This window comes from Methylobacterium sp. WSM2598 (genome assembly GCF_000379105.1).
Lineage (GTDB): Bacteria > Pseudomonadota > Alphaproteobacteria > Rhizobiales > Beijerinckiaceae > Methylobacterium.
This window is the reverse complement of the sequence record NZ_KB900609.1, coordinates 7,039,286-7,053,209: the sequence shown is the minus strand read 5'-3', so window position 1 is coordinate 7,053,209 and position 13,924 is coordinate 7,039,286. Positions and strand designations below refer to the sequence as shown.

17 protein-coding genes are annotated in these 13,924 nt (G+C 76.6%); all 17 read left to right on the top strand.

Going from position 1 to position 13,924, the window contains the following annotated elements; translation table 11 throughout:
* Positions 1–148: 148 nt before the first annotated feature.
* The 17 genes from MET2598_RS0132850 (at position 149) to MET2598_RS0132760 (ending at position 13,842) form a co-directional block, all read left to right on the top strand.
* A complete protein-coding gene (locus MET2598_RS0132850; protein ID WP_018263729.1) occupies positions 149–769 on the top strand; it encodes a hypothetical protein in 621 nt (206 codons plus the stop codon).
* 11 nt (positions 770–780) lie between these two features.
* Positions 781–1,788 carry a lipase family protein gene (locus MET2598_RS0132845; protein WP_018263728.1) on the top strand — a complete coding sequence of 336 codons (1,008 nt, stop codon included), beginning with the start codon at positions 781–783 and terminating at the stop codon, positions 1,786–1,788.
* A 994-nt stretch (positions 1,789–2,782) separates the two neighbouring features.
* On the top strand, positions 2,783–4,315 hold the full coding sequence (terL, locus tag MET2598_RS0132830) for a phage terminase large subunit (RefSeq protein WP_236728864.1): 1,533 nt from the start codon (positions 2,783–2,785) through the stop codon (positions 4,313–4,315).
* Complete coding sequence (locus tag MET2598_RS0132825; protein WP_018263725.1) at positions 4,315–5,577, top strand: DUF1073 domain-containing protein; 1,263 nt, start codon at positions 4,315–4,317, stop codon at positions 5,575–5,577. Before terL ends, MET2598_RS0132825 begins: the two co-directional genes overlap by 1 nt.
* 427 nt (positions 5,578–6,004) lie before the next feature.
* Positions 6,005–6,940 (top strand): DUF2213 domain-containing protein, encoded by a 936-nt coding sequence (locus MET2598_RS0132820; protein ID WP_018263724.1) that lies wholly within the window; start codon positions 6,005–6,007, stop codon positions 6,938–6,940.
* A complete protein-coding gene (locus MET2598_RS0132815) occupies positions 6,940–7,377 on the top strand; it encodes a structural cement protein Gp24 (protein ID WP_018263723.1) in 438 nt (145 codons plus the stop codon). The genes MET2598_RS0132820 and MET2598_RS0132815 overlap by 1 nt, the downstream gene beginning before the upstream one ends.
* Before the next feature lie 11 nt (positions 7,378–7,388).
* Positions 7,389–8,333 (top strand): DUF2184 domain-containing protein, encoded by a 945-nt coding sequence (locus MET2598_RS0132810; RefSeq protein ID WP_012335618.1) that lies wholly within the window; start codon positions 7,389–7,391, stop codon positions 8,331–8,333.
* A 4-nt stretch (positions 8,334–8,337) separates the two neighbouring features.
* On the top strand, positions 8,338–8,538 hold the full coding sequence (locus MET2598_RS0132805; RefSeq protein ID WP_018263722.1) for a hypothetical protein: 201 nt from the start codon (positions 8,338–8,340) through the stop codon (positions 8,536–8,538).
* Between the two features lies 1 nt (position 8,539).
* Positions 8,540–8,905 carry a DUF4054 domain-containing protein gene (locus tag MET2598_RS0132800; RefSeq protein WP_018263721.1) on the top strand — a complete coding sequence of 122 codons (366 nt, stop codon included), beginning with the start codon at positions 8,540–8,542 and terminating at the stop codon, positions 8,903–8,905.
* The gene (locus MET2598_RS0132795) at positions 8,905–9,225 is read left to right on the top strand and encodes a hypothetical protein (RefSeq protein ID WP_012335621.1); all 321 of its coding nucleotides are present in this window, start codon (positions 8,905–8,907) and stop codon (positions 9,223–9,225) included. Before MET2598_RS0132800 ends, MET2598_RS0132795 begins: the two co-directional genes overlap by 1 nt.
* Positions 9,225–9,518 (top strand): hypothetical protein, encoded by a 294-nt coding sequence (locus MET2598_RS0132790; RefSeq protein ID WP_018263720.1) that lies wholly within the window; start codon positions 9,225–9,227, stop codon positions 9,516–9,518. The genes MET2598_RS0132795 and MET2598_RS0132790 overlap by 1 nt, the downstream gene beginning before the upstream one ends.
* Before the next feature lies 1 nt (position 9,519).
* A complete protein-coding gene (locus tag MET2598_RS0132785; RefSeq protein WP_018263719.1) occupies positions 9,520–9,933 on the top strand; it encodes a DUF3168 domain-containing protein in 414 nt (137 codons plus the stop codon).
* A 66-nt stretch (positions 9,934–9,999) separates the two neighbouring features.
* A complete protein-coding gene (locus tag MET2598_RS0132780; RefSeq protein WP_018263718.1) occupies positions 10,000–10,467 on the top strand; it encodes a phage tail tube protein in 468 nt (155 codons plus the stop codon).
* Positions 10,468–10,475: 8 nt separating this feature from the next.
* Complete coding sequence (locus MET2598_RS0132775; RefSeq protein WP_012335625.1) at positions 10,476–11,057, top strand: gene transfer agent family protein; 582 nt, start codon at positions 10,476–10,478, stop codon at positions 11,055–11,057.
* Positions 11,041–12,315, top strand: a complete 1,275-nt coding sequence (locus MET2598_RS0132770) for a hypothetical protein (RefSeq protein WP_018263717.1) — start codon at positions 11,041–11,043, stop codon at positions 12,313–12,315. The genes MET2598_RS0132775 and MET2598_RS0132770 overlap by 17 nt, the downstream gene beginning before the upstream one ends.
* Position 12,316: 1 nt before the next feature.
* Positions 12,317–12,952 (top strand): DUF2460 domain-containing protein, encoded by a 636-nt coding sequence (locus MET2598_RS0132765; RefSeq protein ID WP_018263716.1) that lies wholly within the window; start codon positions 12,317–12,319, stop codon positions 12,950–12,952.
* Positions 12,949–13,842 (top strand): DUF2163 domain-containing protein, encoded by an 894-nt coding sequence (locus tag MET2598_RS0132760; protein ID WP_018263715.1) that lies wholly within the window; start codon positions 12,949–12,951, stop codon positions 13,840–13,842. Before MET2598_RS0132765 ends, MET2598_RS0132760 begins: the two co-directional genes overlap by 4 nt.
* Positions 13,843–13,924 lie beyond the last annotated feature (82 nt).

The window sequence follows — 13,924 nt, the reverse complement described above, 5'->3', positions numbered from 1 at the left end:
CTTCGATGGCGGAAGTCTTCGCCATCCCCATCACAACAAGCACGCAGACCGGGCGCAGTCATCGGCATGATCCGAGCGGGGGGGCGGCATCCGCGCACGCGGTTCCGGCCGGCCGCGCAGGCCGATATCGCCCGCGGGAGGACATTTCATGCCCCTCATCGCCAACCCGTCCGCCGCCTTGGCGGCCCCCGACGACCTCCTCGTCCCCGATTCCGACCCCGCCGCGGTCGCGACCGTCCTGATCCCCTTCGAGGTGCTGGGGGAGCCGATCGTTCCGGGCCTCACCCAGGTTCCCCTGGTCCTGCAGGGCATCTTCATCCAGATCACCAACACGTCGGCGGTCGGCAGCGCCACCCTCCAGCTGACCTACCTGCCCACCGTTCCGTTCGTCGTCGCGCCCCCCGGCGGCAAGATCCAGCTCGCCGCGAACCTGATCGGCAGCGACCTCTCGATCAGCAACATCACGCCCGAATTCGCGAATCGGCCGGGCCGGCCGACCTTCGGACGCACGATCCCGCCCGGCGGGACGATCATCGTCGGGGTCGAGTACGTGGCGACCGGGCTCGGCCTGGCGAGCCAGGGCGTGGCCGCGACGGAATCGGCCGCCAACCGGGGCTCGGTCCTGCTCCAGGTGAATGCCGGAACCCCGCTGCTCGTGACGGCCACGATCCGGCAATACTTCGTCAGCCAGACGGGCAATCCCCTCGTGCCGATCGCGGCGGCGGCCTATTCGGTCGCGATCCCGGGCGGCCCGGTCGTGGGCGGCTGAGGGAGGCGACCATGGCGCTCCCGGCGGCCGAACTGATGACACTCGCCGGGATCGCCTACGGGCACCCGGCCGCGATCCCCGCCTACCTGGCGACGAGCCCGGTGACGGGCGGGATCTGGGAGGCGATCTGGATCGCCCGCGACGAGGCGGTGCCGGTGAACTTCGCCTTCCTGGCGCGGGACCGGCGCCCGGGCGGCGGGGTCGCGCTCGCGATCCGCGGCACCTACCCGAACCCTTTCTCGCCCGCCTACTGGGACGATGCGCGCCAGGATTCGCCCTTCGGCCCGATGGCGCGATGGCCCTCCGGCGCGACCGTCGACCCGGGCGACCAGGAGCCGGGGGATCCCTGCATCTCCGGGGGCACCTGGGCGGGCTTCTCGTCCCTGATCGCCCTCACGGACGAGGCCGGCACCAGCCTCGCCCAGGCCCTCGACGGCCTGCCGGCGCAGACCCCGCTCGCCGTGACCGGGCACAGCCTCGGGGGCACGCTCGCCCCCGTGGTGGCGCTCTGGCTCGCGGGCCGGGCGCCGCCGCGCCGGCCGGAGGTCGCGACCTTCGCCGGGATGACGCCGGGCAATTCCGCCTTCGCGGCCCTGTTCGGGCCGGGCACCCTCCTCGAGGGGCGCGTCGCGCGCCTCTACAACACCCTCGACAGCGTGCCCTACGGCTGGGACGACGTGCTGGCGACACGCGACTTCTTCCAGCCGGCGCCGCAGGGCGGCGTGATCCTCGACCTCGCCCTCCACGCGACGGCGTGGCGGCTGCGCGGCTACGATTACGCGGCGATCGGCACGCCGGTCCCGCTCGCCGGGCAGGTGGCGCGCCCCGTCACCGCCTGCACGCCGATCGCCTTCCTGATCGAGACCCTGCACCAGCACCTGCCCGACACCTACCTGGCGCTCCTCGGCGCCCCGCCGCTGCCCTTCCGCATCGGGCTCGGCGCCGTCGTGCTCCCCGGCGACCATCCGGCGGCGGGGGCGCTCGCCGCCCACGCCGTCCCGCCGGTCTTCCTGCCCTGAACCGCGGCAGGGCGGCCGCCCCGCCGGTCGCGCCGCGACGGGGAGGCGGGCCGGCCCGCCGCCGGTGCGGCAGGTGCCCCGGACAGGCGGCGCTATCCCCGGTCCCGAGCGGCGACCACGCGGTCGGCGGCCGCGCTCGACCTCCCCAGCACGGAGACGATCTCCTGCCCGCCAAGGGCCGGCAGGAGTTGGGCCGGCAGGAGTTGGGCCGGGAAGGCCCCGCCCGGCTCCACGGGGCCGAGCGCCGCGTCCCGATCCGCCGCGCCGGCACGGGCCCCGCACCGTGCAGAGCCCGCCGCCGGCCCCACACCGAAAAAGAACATTTGACGAACAAAACGGGATCATGTACGAAGGTCGCAGGTGTTCCGGGTCCGCCGCCCGCCTTCGAGGCCGTGGCCGCCCGACTGCCCCGCCGATGGATGCTCGTCCGTCGCCCGGGGATGTGTCCCCGGACCCGGCCCACGGCATCACCGAGGCCAAGGCCGGCTCGTGTCCCGCGGCTCGTGTCCCGCGGCGCGAGCCGCCCGGAGCCGAATCCCGGATCCCATGACAGACAGAGCAATCGACTGGGCGGCGATCAGGGCCGCGTGGTGCGCCGGCGCCTCCGCCCGCGCCCTGGCGCGGCGCTTCGCCGTCGCGCACAGCAGCATCCTGGTGCGGGCGCGCCGGGAGGGCTGGCCGCGTGGCCAGCCGCGCCCGGCCAAGGCCTTGCCGGATCGGACCCCGCCGGATCGGACTCCGCCGGACCGCGGCCGCGTGGTCGCGGCCCACCGGATCGTCATCGAGCAGGGCCAGGCCCTGACCCTGCGGCTCCTGGAGGAGGTGCTGGCCGCCTCCGCGCAGATCGATGCCCTCGCGGACGAATCGGAGGGGGACGGCCGGGAGCGCGCCAACTCCCTGGCCAAGCGCAGCACCGCTCTGCGCGACCTCGCCCAGGCGGCCCGCCTCTGGATCGCCCTCGAACGCCAGGCCTGGGGCCTGAAGGACACGGCCGGTGACGAGACGCCGCGACCCGACCTCGACGCCGCCCTCGCGGGCCTCGCGCCCGAGGAGCGCGAGCAGCTCCGCCGCATCGCCGAGAGCGTTTCTCGACGATCCGGCGGCGCTCCTGAGGGCGCTTGACCGGATCGAGGGCGAGGAGAGCCTCGCGGGCTTCGTGCGCCGGGCCTGGCCCGCCGTCGAGCCCGCCACCCCCTACGTGCACGGCTGGCCGATCGAGGCGATCTGCGCGCATCTGGAGGCGGTGACCCGGGGCGAGATCACGCGGCTCCTCATCAACGTGCCCCCGGGCCTGTCGAAGAGCCTCTGCGTCGGCGTGTTCTGGCCGGCCTGGGAATGGGGCCCGAGGAACCGCCCGGGGCTGCGCACCCTCGCCGTCTCGCACCGGCAGGCCCTGGCGGTCCGCGACAACCTGCGCACCCGCCGCCTCGTCACCTCCGGCTGGTACCGGGCCCTCTGGGGCGACCGCGTCCGCCTGCGCCGGGACCAGAACCGCAAGCAGCGCTTCGAGACGACGGCCTGCGGCCTGCGCGAGGCGCTCTCGCCCGGCGCCATCACGGGCGCCCGCGGCGACCGCGTCATCCTGGACGATCCCCTCTCGGCCGAGGACGCCAATTCCGAGCGGCTGCGCGAGGGGATCGGCCGCTGGTTCCTCGAATCCGTGCCGACCCGCCTCACCGATCCGGCCCGCTCCGCCATCGTGGTGGTCATGCAGCGCCTGCACGAGCGCGACCTCTCCGGCCTGATCCTGGCGCGGGACCTCGGCTACGAGCACCTTATGCTGCCGATGGAGTTCGAGCCGGAGCGGCGCTGCACGACTCGGATCGGCTTCTCCGACCCGCGCCGGGAGCAGGGCGAACTGCTCTTCCCCGCCCGCTTCCCGCGCGCGGTGGTGGAGCGCGACAAGGCCGCGATGGGGCCCTATGCCAGCGCCGGCCAGTTCCAGCAGCGGCCGGCCCCGCGCGAGGGCGGCCTGTTCAAGCGCCACTGGTTCGGCCGCCTGCGGGCGCTGCCCGCCGGCTGCCGCCTGGTGCGGGCCTGGGACCTCGCCGCGAGCCTGCCGCGTCCCGGCCGCAGCCCCGCCTTCACCGCGGGGGTGAAGCTCGCCCGGGCGCCGGACGGCCGCTTCGTGGTGGCGGATGTCCGCCGCGACCGGCTCTCGCCGGGCGGGGTGGTCCGCCTGATCCTGGCCACCGCCGCCGAGGACGGGCCGGATTGCCGGATCGCCCTGCCGCAGGATCCCGGCCAGGCCGGCAAGGCCCAGGCCCAGGACCTGATCCGGCAGCTCGCCGGCTACGACGTCCGCGCCAGCCCGGAGAGCGGCGACAAGCTCACCCGCGCCGGCCCGGTCTCGGCGCAGGGCGAGGCCGGCAACCTCCTGCTCCTCGACGGCCCCTGGAACGAGGCCTTCCTGGACGAGGTCGCCGCCTTCCCGAACGGCGCCTTCCTGGACCAGGTCGACGCCCTCTCGCGGGCCTTCTGGACCCTGAACGGGCCGGGCCGCTACGGCATGCTGGGAGTTGTCTGATGTGGCTGGCCGACCGCCTCGTCCACCTGCTCACCGGCCTCGGCGGGCCGCGCGACAAGGGCGCGGGTCACCGCCACCTGCACGTGCCGCGGGGGCGGGCCGAACTCGACGCCGCCTACCGGGACAATTGGCTCGCCCGCAAGGTCGTGGACATCGTGCCCTTCGACATGCTGCGCGAGTGGCGCGCCTGGCAGGCCGCCCCCGCCGAGGTCGCCGCCATCGAGGCCTCCGAGGCGCGGCTGCGCCTGCGCGAGGGGCTGCTGCGGGCCCTGCGCCTCGCGCGGCTGCACGGGGGCGCGGCGATCCTGATCGGCGACGGCGCCCCGGACCCCGCCCGGCCGCTGCGCCCCGAGACGGTGGGACGCGGGGGCCTGCGCTACCTGCACGTCCTGTCCCGGGACGCGCTCCAGCCCGGGGCGATCGCGCGCGACCCGCTCTCGCCCTGGTTCGGCGAGCCCGACACCTACACCCTCGCCGGCGGGCAGCGGGTGCATCCCTCGCGCATCGTCCGGCTCGTCGGCGCGCCGCTTCCCGCCGACGCGGCCGAGGCCTTCGGGGACAGCGTGCTGCAGGCGCTGCTGGAGGCGATCGACCAGGCGACCGCGGCGGCCGCCCACACCGCCGCCATGCTGCCCGAGGCCAAGCAGGACGTGATCTCGGTCCCGGGCCTGTCGCAGGCCCTCGCCACCGAGGAGGGCACGCGCCGCCTCACCGAGCGCTTCGGCTACGCCGCCGCCATGAAGTCGATGTTCGGCATGCTGCTGCTGGAGGGCGACGGCCGCTCCCCGGAGGGCGAGCGCTACCAGCAGAAGCAGCTCGACTTCGCCGGCCTGCCCGAGGTCGCCCGGCTCTTCCTGCAGATCGCGGCCGGCGCCGCCGACATCCCGGTGACGCGGCTCCTCGGCCAGTCCCCGGCCGGCCTCAACGCCACGGGCGACGCCGACCTGCGCAACTACTACGACCATGTCGCGGCCCGCCAGGCGGTGGAGCTGACCCCCGCCCTGGCCCGCCTCGACGCGCTCCTCCTGCGCGATGCCCTCGGCCGGGACGCGCCGGGAATCTGGTTCACCTGGCGCCCGCTCCTGCGGGATTCCGAGCGCGAGAAGGCCGAGATCGGGCGGATGCGGGCCGAGACCGCCGCGACGCTGGCCCGCGAGGCCCTCGCGCCCCGCGCGGTGCTGGAGGCGGGCGTCGAGGGCTGGCTCGTCAATGCCGACCTCTTCCCGGGCATCGAGGCCGCCTATCGGCGCGGGCAGCCCTGAGCCTCATCCGCCGGAATGGTCCCCGGTTCGGCGGCCATCATGAGGCGGGAACAGGCCGGTGATACGCTGTCCGGAAGATCACGTCCGGCCGGACGATCACGTCCGGACAGCGTATGCCAAGCCCGCGCGGCGCTTGAGCGAGGCCCAAAGCCGCCATCCCGAAGGGATGAAGCGGGTTTGGTATGCCAAGCCCGCGCGGCGCTTGAGCGAAGCCGAAATCCGCATTGCGAAGCAATCCGTCGGATTTCGGATGAGCGGACCTGCCTCGGGCCGGTCTGCCCGGCGGGCGCCGGCGCGCCCGCTCCGCGCACGGCTCTTCGTCTCTGACCATCTCGCGAGATCCCCAGGCGAGATCCTCAGGCTGCGTCCGATCGCGGCCGGTCCGCATCGGACGCAGACATCCACCATCCCACCCCAGAGGGACCCCATGCAGATCTTCGACACGCTGAGCCTCGGCCCCCCGGCCGGGATCGCCGACGCGCGCGCCCTGCGCAGCGGCGCCGTCGTGGTGGAGGGGCGCGCCGCCCGCGCCGGCAACGTCCAGCTCTACCAGGGCGCCGAGCTGGAACGGCCGGATCTCGGCACGGTCCGGGTCTACCGCGACCCCGAGGCCGTCTTCCGGGCGGAGTCGCTCGCGAGCTTCGGCCACAAGCCCGTCACCCTCGGCCATCCGCCCGAGGCGGTCACGCCCCGCACGTGGCGCGCCGTCGCCCGCGGCCATGTCGGCGGCGAGGTGCTGCGCGACGGCGAGTTCGTGCGCATCCCGCTCCTCCTGGCCGATGCCGAGGCCATCGCGGCCGTCGCGGGCGGGCAGCGCGAGATCTCGGTCGGCTACACCTGCGACCTCGACTGGACGCCCGGCACGACGCCGGACGGCGCCCCCTACGACGCCCGCCAGACCAACGTCGTCGTCGACCACGTCGCCATCGTGGCGCAGGGCCGGGCCGGGCCGGAATGCCGCCTCGACGACGCGGCGGCGCTGCGCCGCAGGCTCGCCGAGGCCGAGCGCGAGGTCGCGGCCCTGCGCGCCCCCGGCGCCCTCGACGCCCTCGCGGCGGAGCGCGCCGGCCTCGTCGCCGCCGCCCGCCTTCTTCTCGGGGACGCCTTCGATCCCGCGGGCCTCGACGCCGCCGCGATCCGCCGCGCCGCCGTCGCCGCCCGCCTCGGCGAGGCCGAGGCCTGCCGGGGCGAGGCCGAGGTCGCCGCCGCCTTCCGGGCCCTGGCGGCGACGGCCGCCCCCGCGCCCCCGCCCGACCCGCTGCGCGCGGCCCTGAGCCGCCCCGCCGACGCCCTCGACCCGCGGGCGGCCCACGCCGCCATGATCGAGACCCTCCGCACCGCCTGGCAGCAAGGAAGCCGCTGATGCCCGTCCAGACCGCCTATTCCGGCCGCGCCGCCGCCGCCTACGAGGGCATGCTCGCCTTCGAGGAGCCGAGCCTCACGGTCAGCCGCCTCGTCGAGACACCGGCGGGGATCGGCTTCGGCAAGCCCGCCTTCCAGGGCGCCCGCGACGAGGGCATCGCCGCGCAGGGCGCCACCTTCCGGGGCGTCACCCTGGCGGACCGCAACGTCGCTCCCCGCAACGGCGGCGACCTCTTCGCTCAGGGCGACACCGCCCCGGTGATGATCAGGGGCGCGGTCTGGGTCGTGGTCGCGGGCGCGGTCGCGGCCGGCAACCCGGCCTTCCTCACCCCGGCCGGCGCCTTCACGGCCGCCGCCTCCGGCAACGTCCCGATCCCGAACGCCCTGTTCGATTCCTCCGCCGCCCCCGGCGGGCTCGCGCGCCTGCGCCTCAACTGACGGAGATCCCCGTGACCGCCCTCGTCACCGACGCCCCCCGGGCCCTCGCCTTCCTGGTCAGCCAGCAGGCCTTCATCGAGCCCGGCGTCTATCGCAGCCTCTACCCGGCGATCCGCTATCCCCGGCTGATCCCGGTCGACACCGCGGCCCCCGAATGGGTGCCGACCGTGACCTACTTCTCGTCCGACCGGGTCGGGCAGGCCGCCTGGCTGCACGGGGCGGCGAGCGACGTGCCCCGGGCCGAGGTGCTGCGCCGCCAGAGCGAGACCGCGGTCGCCATGGCCGGGATCGGCTACGGCTACGACCTCGAGGAACTCGGCAAGGCCCAGCTGCTCGGCATGAATCTCGGCAGCGAGAAGGCCGAGGCCGCCCGCCTCGCCTCGGAGGAGTTCATCGACCAGGTCGCCCTGTTCGGCGACGCCGGCAAGGGCTTCTCCGGCCTCCTCAACCACCCCGCCGTCACCACCGGCCTCGCCGCCGCCACCGGGGAGGGCGGCGCCACCGCCTTCGCCCGCAAGACCCCCGAGCAGATCCTCGCCGACGTCAACGGGCAGCTCGTCGGCCTCTTCACCGCCTCCGCCACCGTGGAGATGGCCGACACCCTGCTCCTGCCCTACGAGCAGATGCTCGGCCTCGGCCTGCGCCGCATCGACGCCGTCAACCCGGTCACCATCCTCGACTGGATCCGCCGCCACAACGTCTACACCCTGGAGACCGGCCAGGACCTCACCATCCTGGGCGTGCGCGGCCTGGAGAATGCCGGGGCCGGGGGCTCGGCCCGGATGGTCGCCTATCGGCGCGACCCCACGGTGCTGAAGCTCTGGCTGCCGATGCCGTTCCGGTTCTTCCCGGCCTGGCAGAGCGGCCCCTGGCGCTTCGACGTGCCGGGCGCCTTCCGGCTCGGCGGCCTCGACATCCGCCGCCCCGGCGCCTTCCGCTACCTCGACGGGATCTGACGCCATGGTGCAGGTGACGAACCGCGCCCGCGGCGCCCGGCTGTTCTGGGTGCGCGGCGAGGCCGCGCCCCGCCGCCTCGCGCCCGGCGAGAGCGCCGACCTCGACCGCAACGATCCGCTCCTGCGGGCCTGGGAGGCGGCGGGCGAGATCGAGATCGCCGGGGAGCCGGCCCCGCGCCGGCGCGCCCGGCCCCGGGAGGCCTGAGATGGAGGCGCCCGCACCGGCGGAGCTCAAGGCCCGCTTCCCCGTCTTCGCGGGGCTGCCCGACGAGGCGGTCGCCCCGGCGCTGGCGGAGGCCCGCGCCCGGGTCGATGCCGCCCTCCCGCAGGCCGGCCTCGCCCGGATGCTCTACGCCGCGCACCTCCTCACCCTCGACGGGCATGGCGGCGCCGAGGGGGCCTGGATCCGGGCGGGGCGCCCCCGGCTCCTGCGCAGCGGCACCCTGACGGTCGAGCGCCGCGGCGCCGGCGAGGCCGGACCCGACCCGGCCGGCACCCTCGCGGAGACCTCCTACGGGCGCCGGTTCCGCGACCTCCTGCGCCTGACCAGCCCCGGCATCGCGGTGGTGTGATGGATCGCCCCGACAGCCTCGCGGCCCTCCTCGCCGCCGCCGCCGATCCCCTCTGCCGGGACGGCCTCCTCCACCGGGCCCGGGAGGAGGGCGGCTTCGCGGATGTCCCGGTCCGCTGCCGCGTCGAGGCGCTCGGCGCGGGCGAGGAGGCCCCCGGCCTCCCCGGCCGCCGCATCAGCCTGATGCTGCTCCTCCCCGGCCTCGACCCGCCGCCCACGCCCGAGGACGAGATCACGCTGCCGGAGGGCCGCTGGCGGATCACCGCCGTGGAGCGGGACCCTGCCGGCAGCCACCTCCTCCTGCAGGGGAGGCCGGCCTGATGGACGCGACCCGCCTGCGGGCCCGCCTCGACGCGGTGAGGCGGCGGGACCGCGCACGGGTTCGGGCCCGCCTCGACGCCGCCGGCCGGGCGATCCTGGCCGGGCTGCCGCCCGGCCTCGCCGGCAGCCCGGCCCCGACCCCGGCCGGCCTCGCCCTCACCGTCGCGGGGCCCGGCCTCGCCGCCCGCGAGTTCGGCACCGCCGCCCGGCCCGCCCGGCCCGTGCTCGGGCCCCTCATCGACCGCCTGCGGGCGGACCCGCCGCCCGGCAAGCCCCCCGACCCGGAGCCCTGACATGGCGAGCCTCGATCTCGGCGAACCCCTCGGCCAGGCCGTGATGGCGCGGCTCGCCGCCGATCCGGCCCTCTGCGCCCTCGTGCAGGGCCGCGTGCGCGACTACGTGCGGGCGAGCGAGGACTGGCCCTTCCTGCGCCTCGACCCCGTCGAGACCCGCCCCTACGAGGCCGAGGGCTGGGTCGGCTGCACCTGCCGCATCACGCTGCACGCCTTCGCCCGCGGCGAGCGCGGCACAAGCGCCATCCAGCGCCTCGCCGCCGCGGCCGCGGCCGCCCTCGACGAGGCCGATCTGCGCCTGTCCCGCGGCCGGCTCCTCTGGATCGCCCACGAGCGCAGCCTGTACGTGCCCGAGCCCCAGGGGCCCGCCTCCTGGCACGCGGTGCTGCGCTTCTCCGCCGTCGCCGCCGCCTGAACCCCCGGGGCGCCGCCCCGGACCCGCCGGGGACGCGGTCCCCGGACCCCCACGAGGAATCCCGCCATGACCGAAGCCGCCACGCTGCCCTTCTCGGGCGTCTCCGTGAAGCTCGAGAGCCCCGACCGGGCCGGTACCTTCGAGGCGCCGGTCGGGCTCACCGAGCGCTCCGTCTCCTTCAGCAAGGAGACCAACAGCGTCGCCATCCCGGACGCCGTCAACGAGGACGCCGCCCCCTTCGTCGCCCGCGACGTGGTCTCGAAATCCGTGACCATCTCGGGCAAGGGCGTGATGGCCCGCCAGAGCCTCGGCCGCTGGCGCGCCGCCTTCGAGGCGGACGGCCCCGTGCGGACCCGCGTGGACGTCGCCGGGGACGGGACCGGAGGCACCGGCACCGGCGCCGGAGGCGCCGGCCACTGGGAGGGGCTGTTCCACCTCACGAGCTTCGAGGTCGGGGCGATCCGCGGCGAGCGCTGCACCGTCACGGTCGCCCTGCAGTCGAGCGGCCCGGTGCCGTTCACGGCCGCGCCCTGACGGATCCGATGAGCCGCGACGGCCATGTCGACCTCGCCCTCGGCGGCGCGGTCCGGCGCTTCCGCCTCGCGATCGGCGACCTGGAAGCCCTCCAGGAGGCGACCGGCCTCGGCCCCGCCGACCTCCTGCACCGGCTCCGGACCGGGCGGCCCTACCGCTTCCGGGACGTGGCCGAGACCCTGCGCGTCGCCCTGGTCGGCGGCGGCCTCGGCGTCGGCGAGGCCCACGCCCTCGCGGCGGGCCTCGACGGCCTGCCCTGCCTCACCGTCATCGCGGCGGCGACGCTCGCCCTCGCGGCGGGCCTCGACGGCGCCGAGGACGAGGAGGTCGGGCGCTGGACCCGGCCCTCGCCGGCCCGCCCGGACGGGCGCATGGCCTTCGCGCCCTTCTACGAGGCCGCCGCCGCCCTCGGCCTCGCCGTCGCCGACCTGCGGGCGATGAGCCTCTGGCAATTCGCCGCCTACCTGGACGGCTTCAACCGGGCCCACGGCCCCGACGGGCCCGAACCGATGAGCGCCGCCGAAGAGGACCGGCTCTGGGCCTGGATCCGGGCCGAGACCGCGGGAGCCCCGCATGCCGACCGAGCTTGACCGCCTCGTCGTCTCCCTGGAGGCGAATCTCGACGCCTACGAGCGCGCCCTCGACCGGGCCGCGCCCCTGGCCGAGCGCGCCCTCGGCCAGGCCGAGCGGGCCGTCGCGGCGAGCGCCGCCCGGATGCAGGCCGCCATGGCGCGGGCCGGGGAGGGGGTGCGCGGCGAGATCGTCCGGATGGTGGCGCAGGCCCCCGCCGCGGCGTCCGCCGTCCCCGCCGCCCAGGCCCCCCGCCCTGCCGGCGGCGCGGCCGCGGCGCCGGCCTCCTCCGTATCCGGCGCGCCGCCGCAAGCCGCGCCGCCGACCGGCGCCCGCGCCCCCGAACCCGCCCGGAGGATGTCCGGCGCCGAACCCGGGCCGACCCGCGCCGGGGAGGCCGAGGAGCCGGCACCCGCGCGCGCCCTCCCGCCCGCCCTCCCGGTCCCGGCACCCGCCGGGGCCCCCGCGCCCGCGGCCGCGGCGCCCGCGTTCCAGGGCGCCGCCCCGGCATCCCCGCCCGCGGCGCGCCCCGGGACATCCGCGGCCCCCGACGGCGACGCCTTCCGCTCCGAGGTCGCCCGCCTCACCAAGCGGACCGGGCTCCTGCGCGTCGAGGCCGAGACGCTCGGCCAGTCCGAGGGCGCCGCCGCCCGGGCCGAGGCCGCCTTCCGCCTCCTCGACGCGGCCAAGAAGGCGGATCTCGCCGTCACCCCCGCCCTCACGGCCGAGGTTGAGAAGGTCGCGGCGGCCTACGGCGCGGCGACCCAGCAGGTCGAGGACGCCGAGCGGGCGCAGCGCGCCTTCCAGCAGGCCTCGCGGGATTTCGGCTCCGCCCTCTCGGGGGCGCTGAAGGGCGCGATCCTCGACGGCGAGCGGCTCAACGCGGTGCTCTCCCGCTTCGCCATCACGCTCGCCGCCCGGAGCATCGACCGCACCGTCGAGGGCTTCCTCGCCAGGGGCGGGGCGGGCGGCGACCTGCTGGGGGAGGCCGCCAAGGGCCTCGGCCTCGACCTCAACCCGACCGGCCGCGCCGAGGGCGGGCCGGTGGTGCCGGGCGTGGCCTACACGGTGGGCGAGCGCGGCCGCGAGACCTTCGTGCCGCTCCAGCCCGGCCGCATCGTCCCGGCGGCCCGCGGCCCGGCCGCGGCGCCCGCGCCCGCCCCGATCCAGGTGAGCGTGGTGGTGCAGACGCCCGACGCGCCGAGCTTCGCGCGCGCCGAGGCGCAGGTCACCGCCGCCCTGGCGCGCGCCGTCCAGCGCGGGTTGCGGGGGCAGTGACATGGCCTCGCCCTTCCACGAGGTGCGCTTTCCGCTCGCCCTCTCCTACGGGTCCCGCGGCGGCCCGGAGCGGCGCACCGAGATCGTCACGCTCGGCTCCGGCGACGAGGAGCGCAACAGCCTCTGGCGCCACTCTCGGCGCGCCTACAATGCCGGGCCGGCGCTCCGCCGCGCCGAGGACATCGCGCTCCTGATCGCCTTCTTCGAGGAGCGCCGCGGGCCCCTCTACGGCTTCCGCTGGCGCGACACCTTCGACCACGCCTCCGCCCCCTTCGGCCGCGCGCCCGCCGCCACCGACCAGCCCCTCGGCACGGGCGACGGCGCCGCGACCGTGTTCCCGCTCGCCAAGACCTACGGGGCGGCCTTCGCCCCCTACACCCGCCCGATCGTCAAGCCGGTGGCCGGCTCGGTCCGGGTGGCGGTGGCGGGCGCCGAGTTGCCGGCCTCCGGCTTCGCCGTCGACGCCACCACCGGCCGCGTCACCCTCGCGCAGGCCCCGCCCGCGGGCGCCGCGGTGACGGCGGGGTTCCTGTTCGACGTGCCGGTGCGCTTCGCCACCGACCGCCTGGAGATCGACCACCAGGCGGTGCTGGCCGGCGTGGTCGCCGATATCCCGATCCTGGAGCTGCGCCGGTGAGATCCCTGCCTCCCGCCCTCGCCGCGAGCCTCGCGAGCGGCGTCACCACGCTCTGCCGCTGCTGGATCCTGACCCGCACGGACGGGATGCGGCTCGGCTTCACCGACCACGACGAGGACGTGGTCTGCGACGGGGTTCCCTGCGCGGCCGAGACCGGCGCCACCGGCTCGGCCCTGGAGCAGGGCGCGGGCCTGAGCCCCGACACGGGCGAGATCATGGGGGCGCTCCGCTCCGGACGGCTGGCGGAAAGCGAACTGGCGCGCGGCCTCTACGACGGGGCGGCGGTGGCGGTGTGGTGGGTGGATTGGTCCGCCCCGGCGCACGCGGTGCCGGTGCTGTGCGGGCATCTCGGCGAGGTGTCCCGCGGCGCCTGCGGCTTCACCGCGGAGGTGCGGGGGCTCGCGGACCGCCTCGGCCAGCCGACCGGGCGGCTCTATCAGCGCTCCTGCGACGCGCTGCTCGGCGATGCGCGCTGCGGGATCGACGCGACGGGAGCCGCCTACCGCGGCACCGGCACGGTCGCGGCCGTGCGCTCGCCGCGGACGCTCCTGGCCGCGGGCCTCGACGCGTTCCGCACGGATTGGTTCACGGCCGGGCGGCTGGTCTGGACGCGGGGCGCCAATGCGGGCGCGGTGGTCGAGGTGCGGGCGCATCAGCGCGGGGTCGCCGGCGCCGCCGCGCTCCTCGACCTGTGGGAGCCGGCCCCGGCCGCGATGGCGGCGGGCGACGCGTTCACGGTCACGGCCGGCTGCGACAAGTCCTTCGGCAGCTGCCGGACCAAGTTCGGCAACGCGGTCAATTTCCGCGGCTTCCCGGACCTGCCGGGCAACGACTACGCGGTGTCCTCCAGGCGGGACGAGGCCGGCAATGACGGCGGGCGCCTGCGGTAGCCGGGCGCCCGCGGCAGCAAGGAGGTTGCCGGCGCGCCGGCCGCCCGGTCCGGCCGCCCGGTCCGGCCGCCCGGTCCATGCC

Excerpts from the sequence above, each read along its gene's own strand:
- MET2598_RS0132800 (WP_018263721.1), top strand. The coding sequence starts at position 8,540 with ATGGAGGCGCCCGCACCGGCGGAGCTCAAGGCCCGCTTCCCCGTCTTC.
- MET2598_RS0132780 (WP_018263718.1), top strand. The coding sequence starts at position 10,000 with ATGACCGAAGCCGCCACGCTGCCCTTCTCGGGCGTCTCCGTGAAGCTC.
- MET2598_RS0132790 (WP_018263720.1), top strand. The coding sequence starts at position 9,225 with ATGGACGCGACCCGCCTGCGGGCCCGCCTCGACGCGGTGAGGCGGCGG.
- MET2598_RS0132785 (WP_018263719.1), top strand. The coding sequence starts at position 9,520 with ATGGCGAGCCTCGATCTCGGCGAACCCCTCGGCCAGGCCGTGATGGCG.
- MET2598_RS0132805 (WP_018263722.1), top strand. The coding sequence starts at position 8,338 with ATGGTGCAGGTGACGAACCGCGCCCGCGGCGCCCGGCTGTTCTGGGTG.
- MET2598_RS0132845 (WP_018263728.1), top strand. The coding sequence starts at position 781 with ATGGCGCTCCCGGCGGCCGAACTGATGACACTCGCCGGGATCGCCTAC.
- MET2598_RS0132820 (WP_018263724.1), top strand. The coding sequence starts at position 6,005 with ATGCAGATCTTCGACACGCTGAGCCTCGGCCCCCCGGCCGGGATCGCC.
- MET2598_RS0132815 (WP_018263723.1), top strand. The coding sequence starts at position 6,940 with ATGCCCGTCCAGACCGCCTATTCCGGCCGCGCCGCCGCCGCCTACGAG.
- MET2598_RS0132775 (WP_012335625.1), top strand. The coding sequence starts at position 10,476 with ATGAGCCGCGACGGCCATGTCGACCTCGCCCTCGGCGGCGCGGTCCGG.
- MET2598_RS0132825 (WP_018263725.1), top strand. The coding sequence starts at position 4,315 with ATGTGGCTGGCCGACCGCCTCGTCCACCTGCTCACCGGCCTCGGCGGG.
- MET2598_RS0132850 (WP_018263729.1), top strand. The coding sequence starts at position 149 with ATGCCCCTCATCGCCAACCCGTCCGCCGCCTTGGCGGCCCCCGACGAC.
- MET2598_RS0132795 (WP_012335621.1), top strand. The coding sequence starts at position 8,905 with ATGGATCGCCCCGACAGCCTCGCGGCCCTCCTCGCCGCCGCCGCCGAT.
- MET2598_RS0132765 (WP_018263716.1), top strand. The coding sequence starts at position 12,317 with ATGGCCTCGCCCTTCCACGAGGTGCGCTTTCCGCTCGCCCTCTCCTAC.
- MET2598_RS0132770 (WP_018263717.1), top strand. The coding sequence starts at position 11,041 with ATGCCGACCGAGCTTGACCGCCTCGTCGTCTCCCTGGAGGCGAATCTC.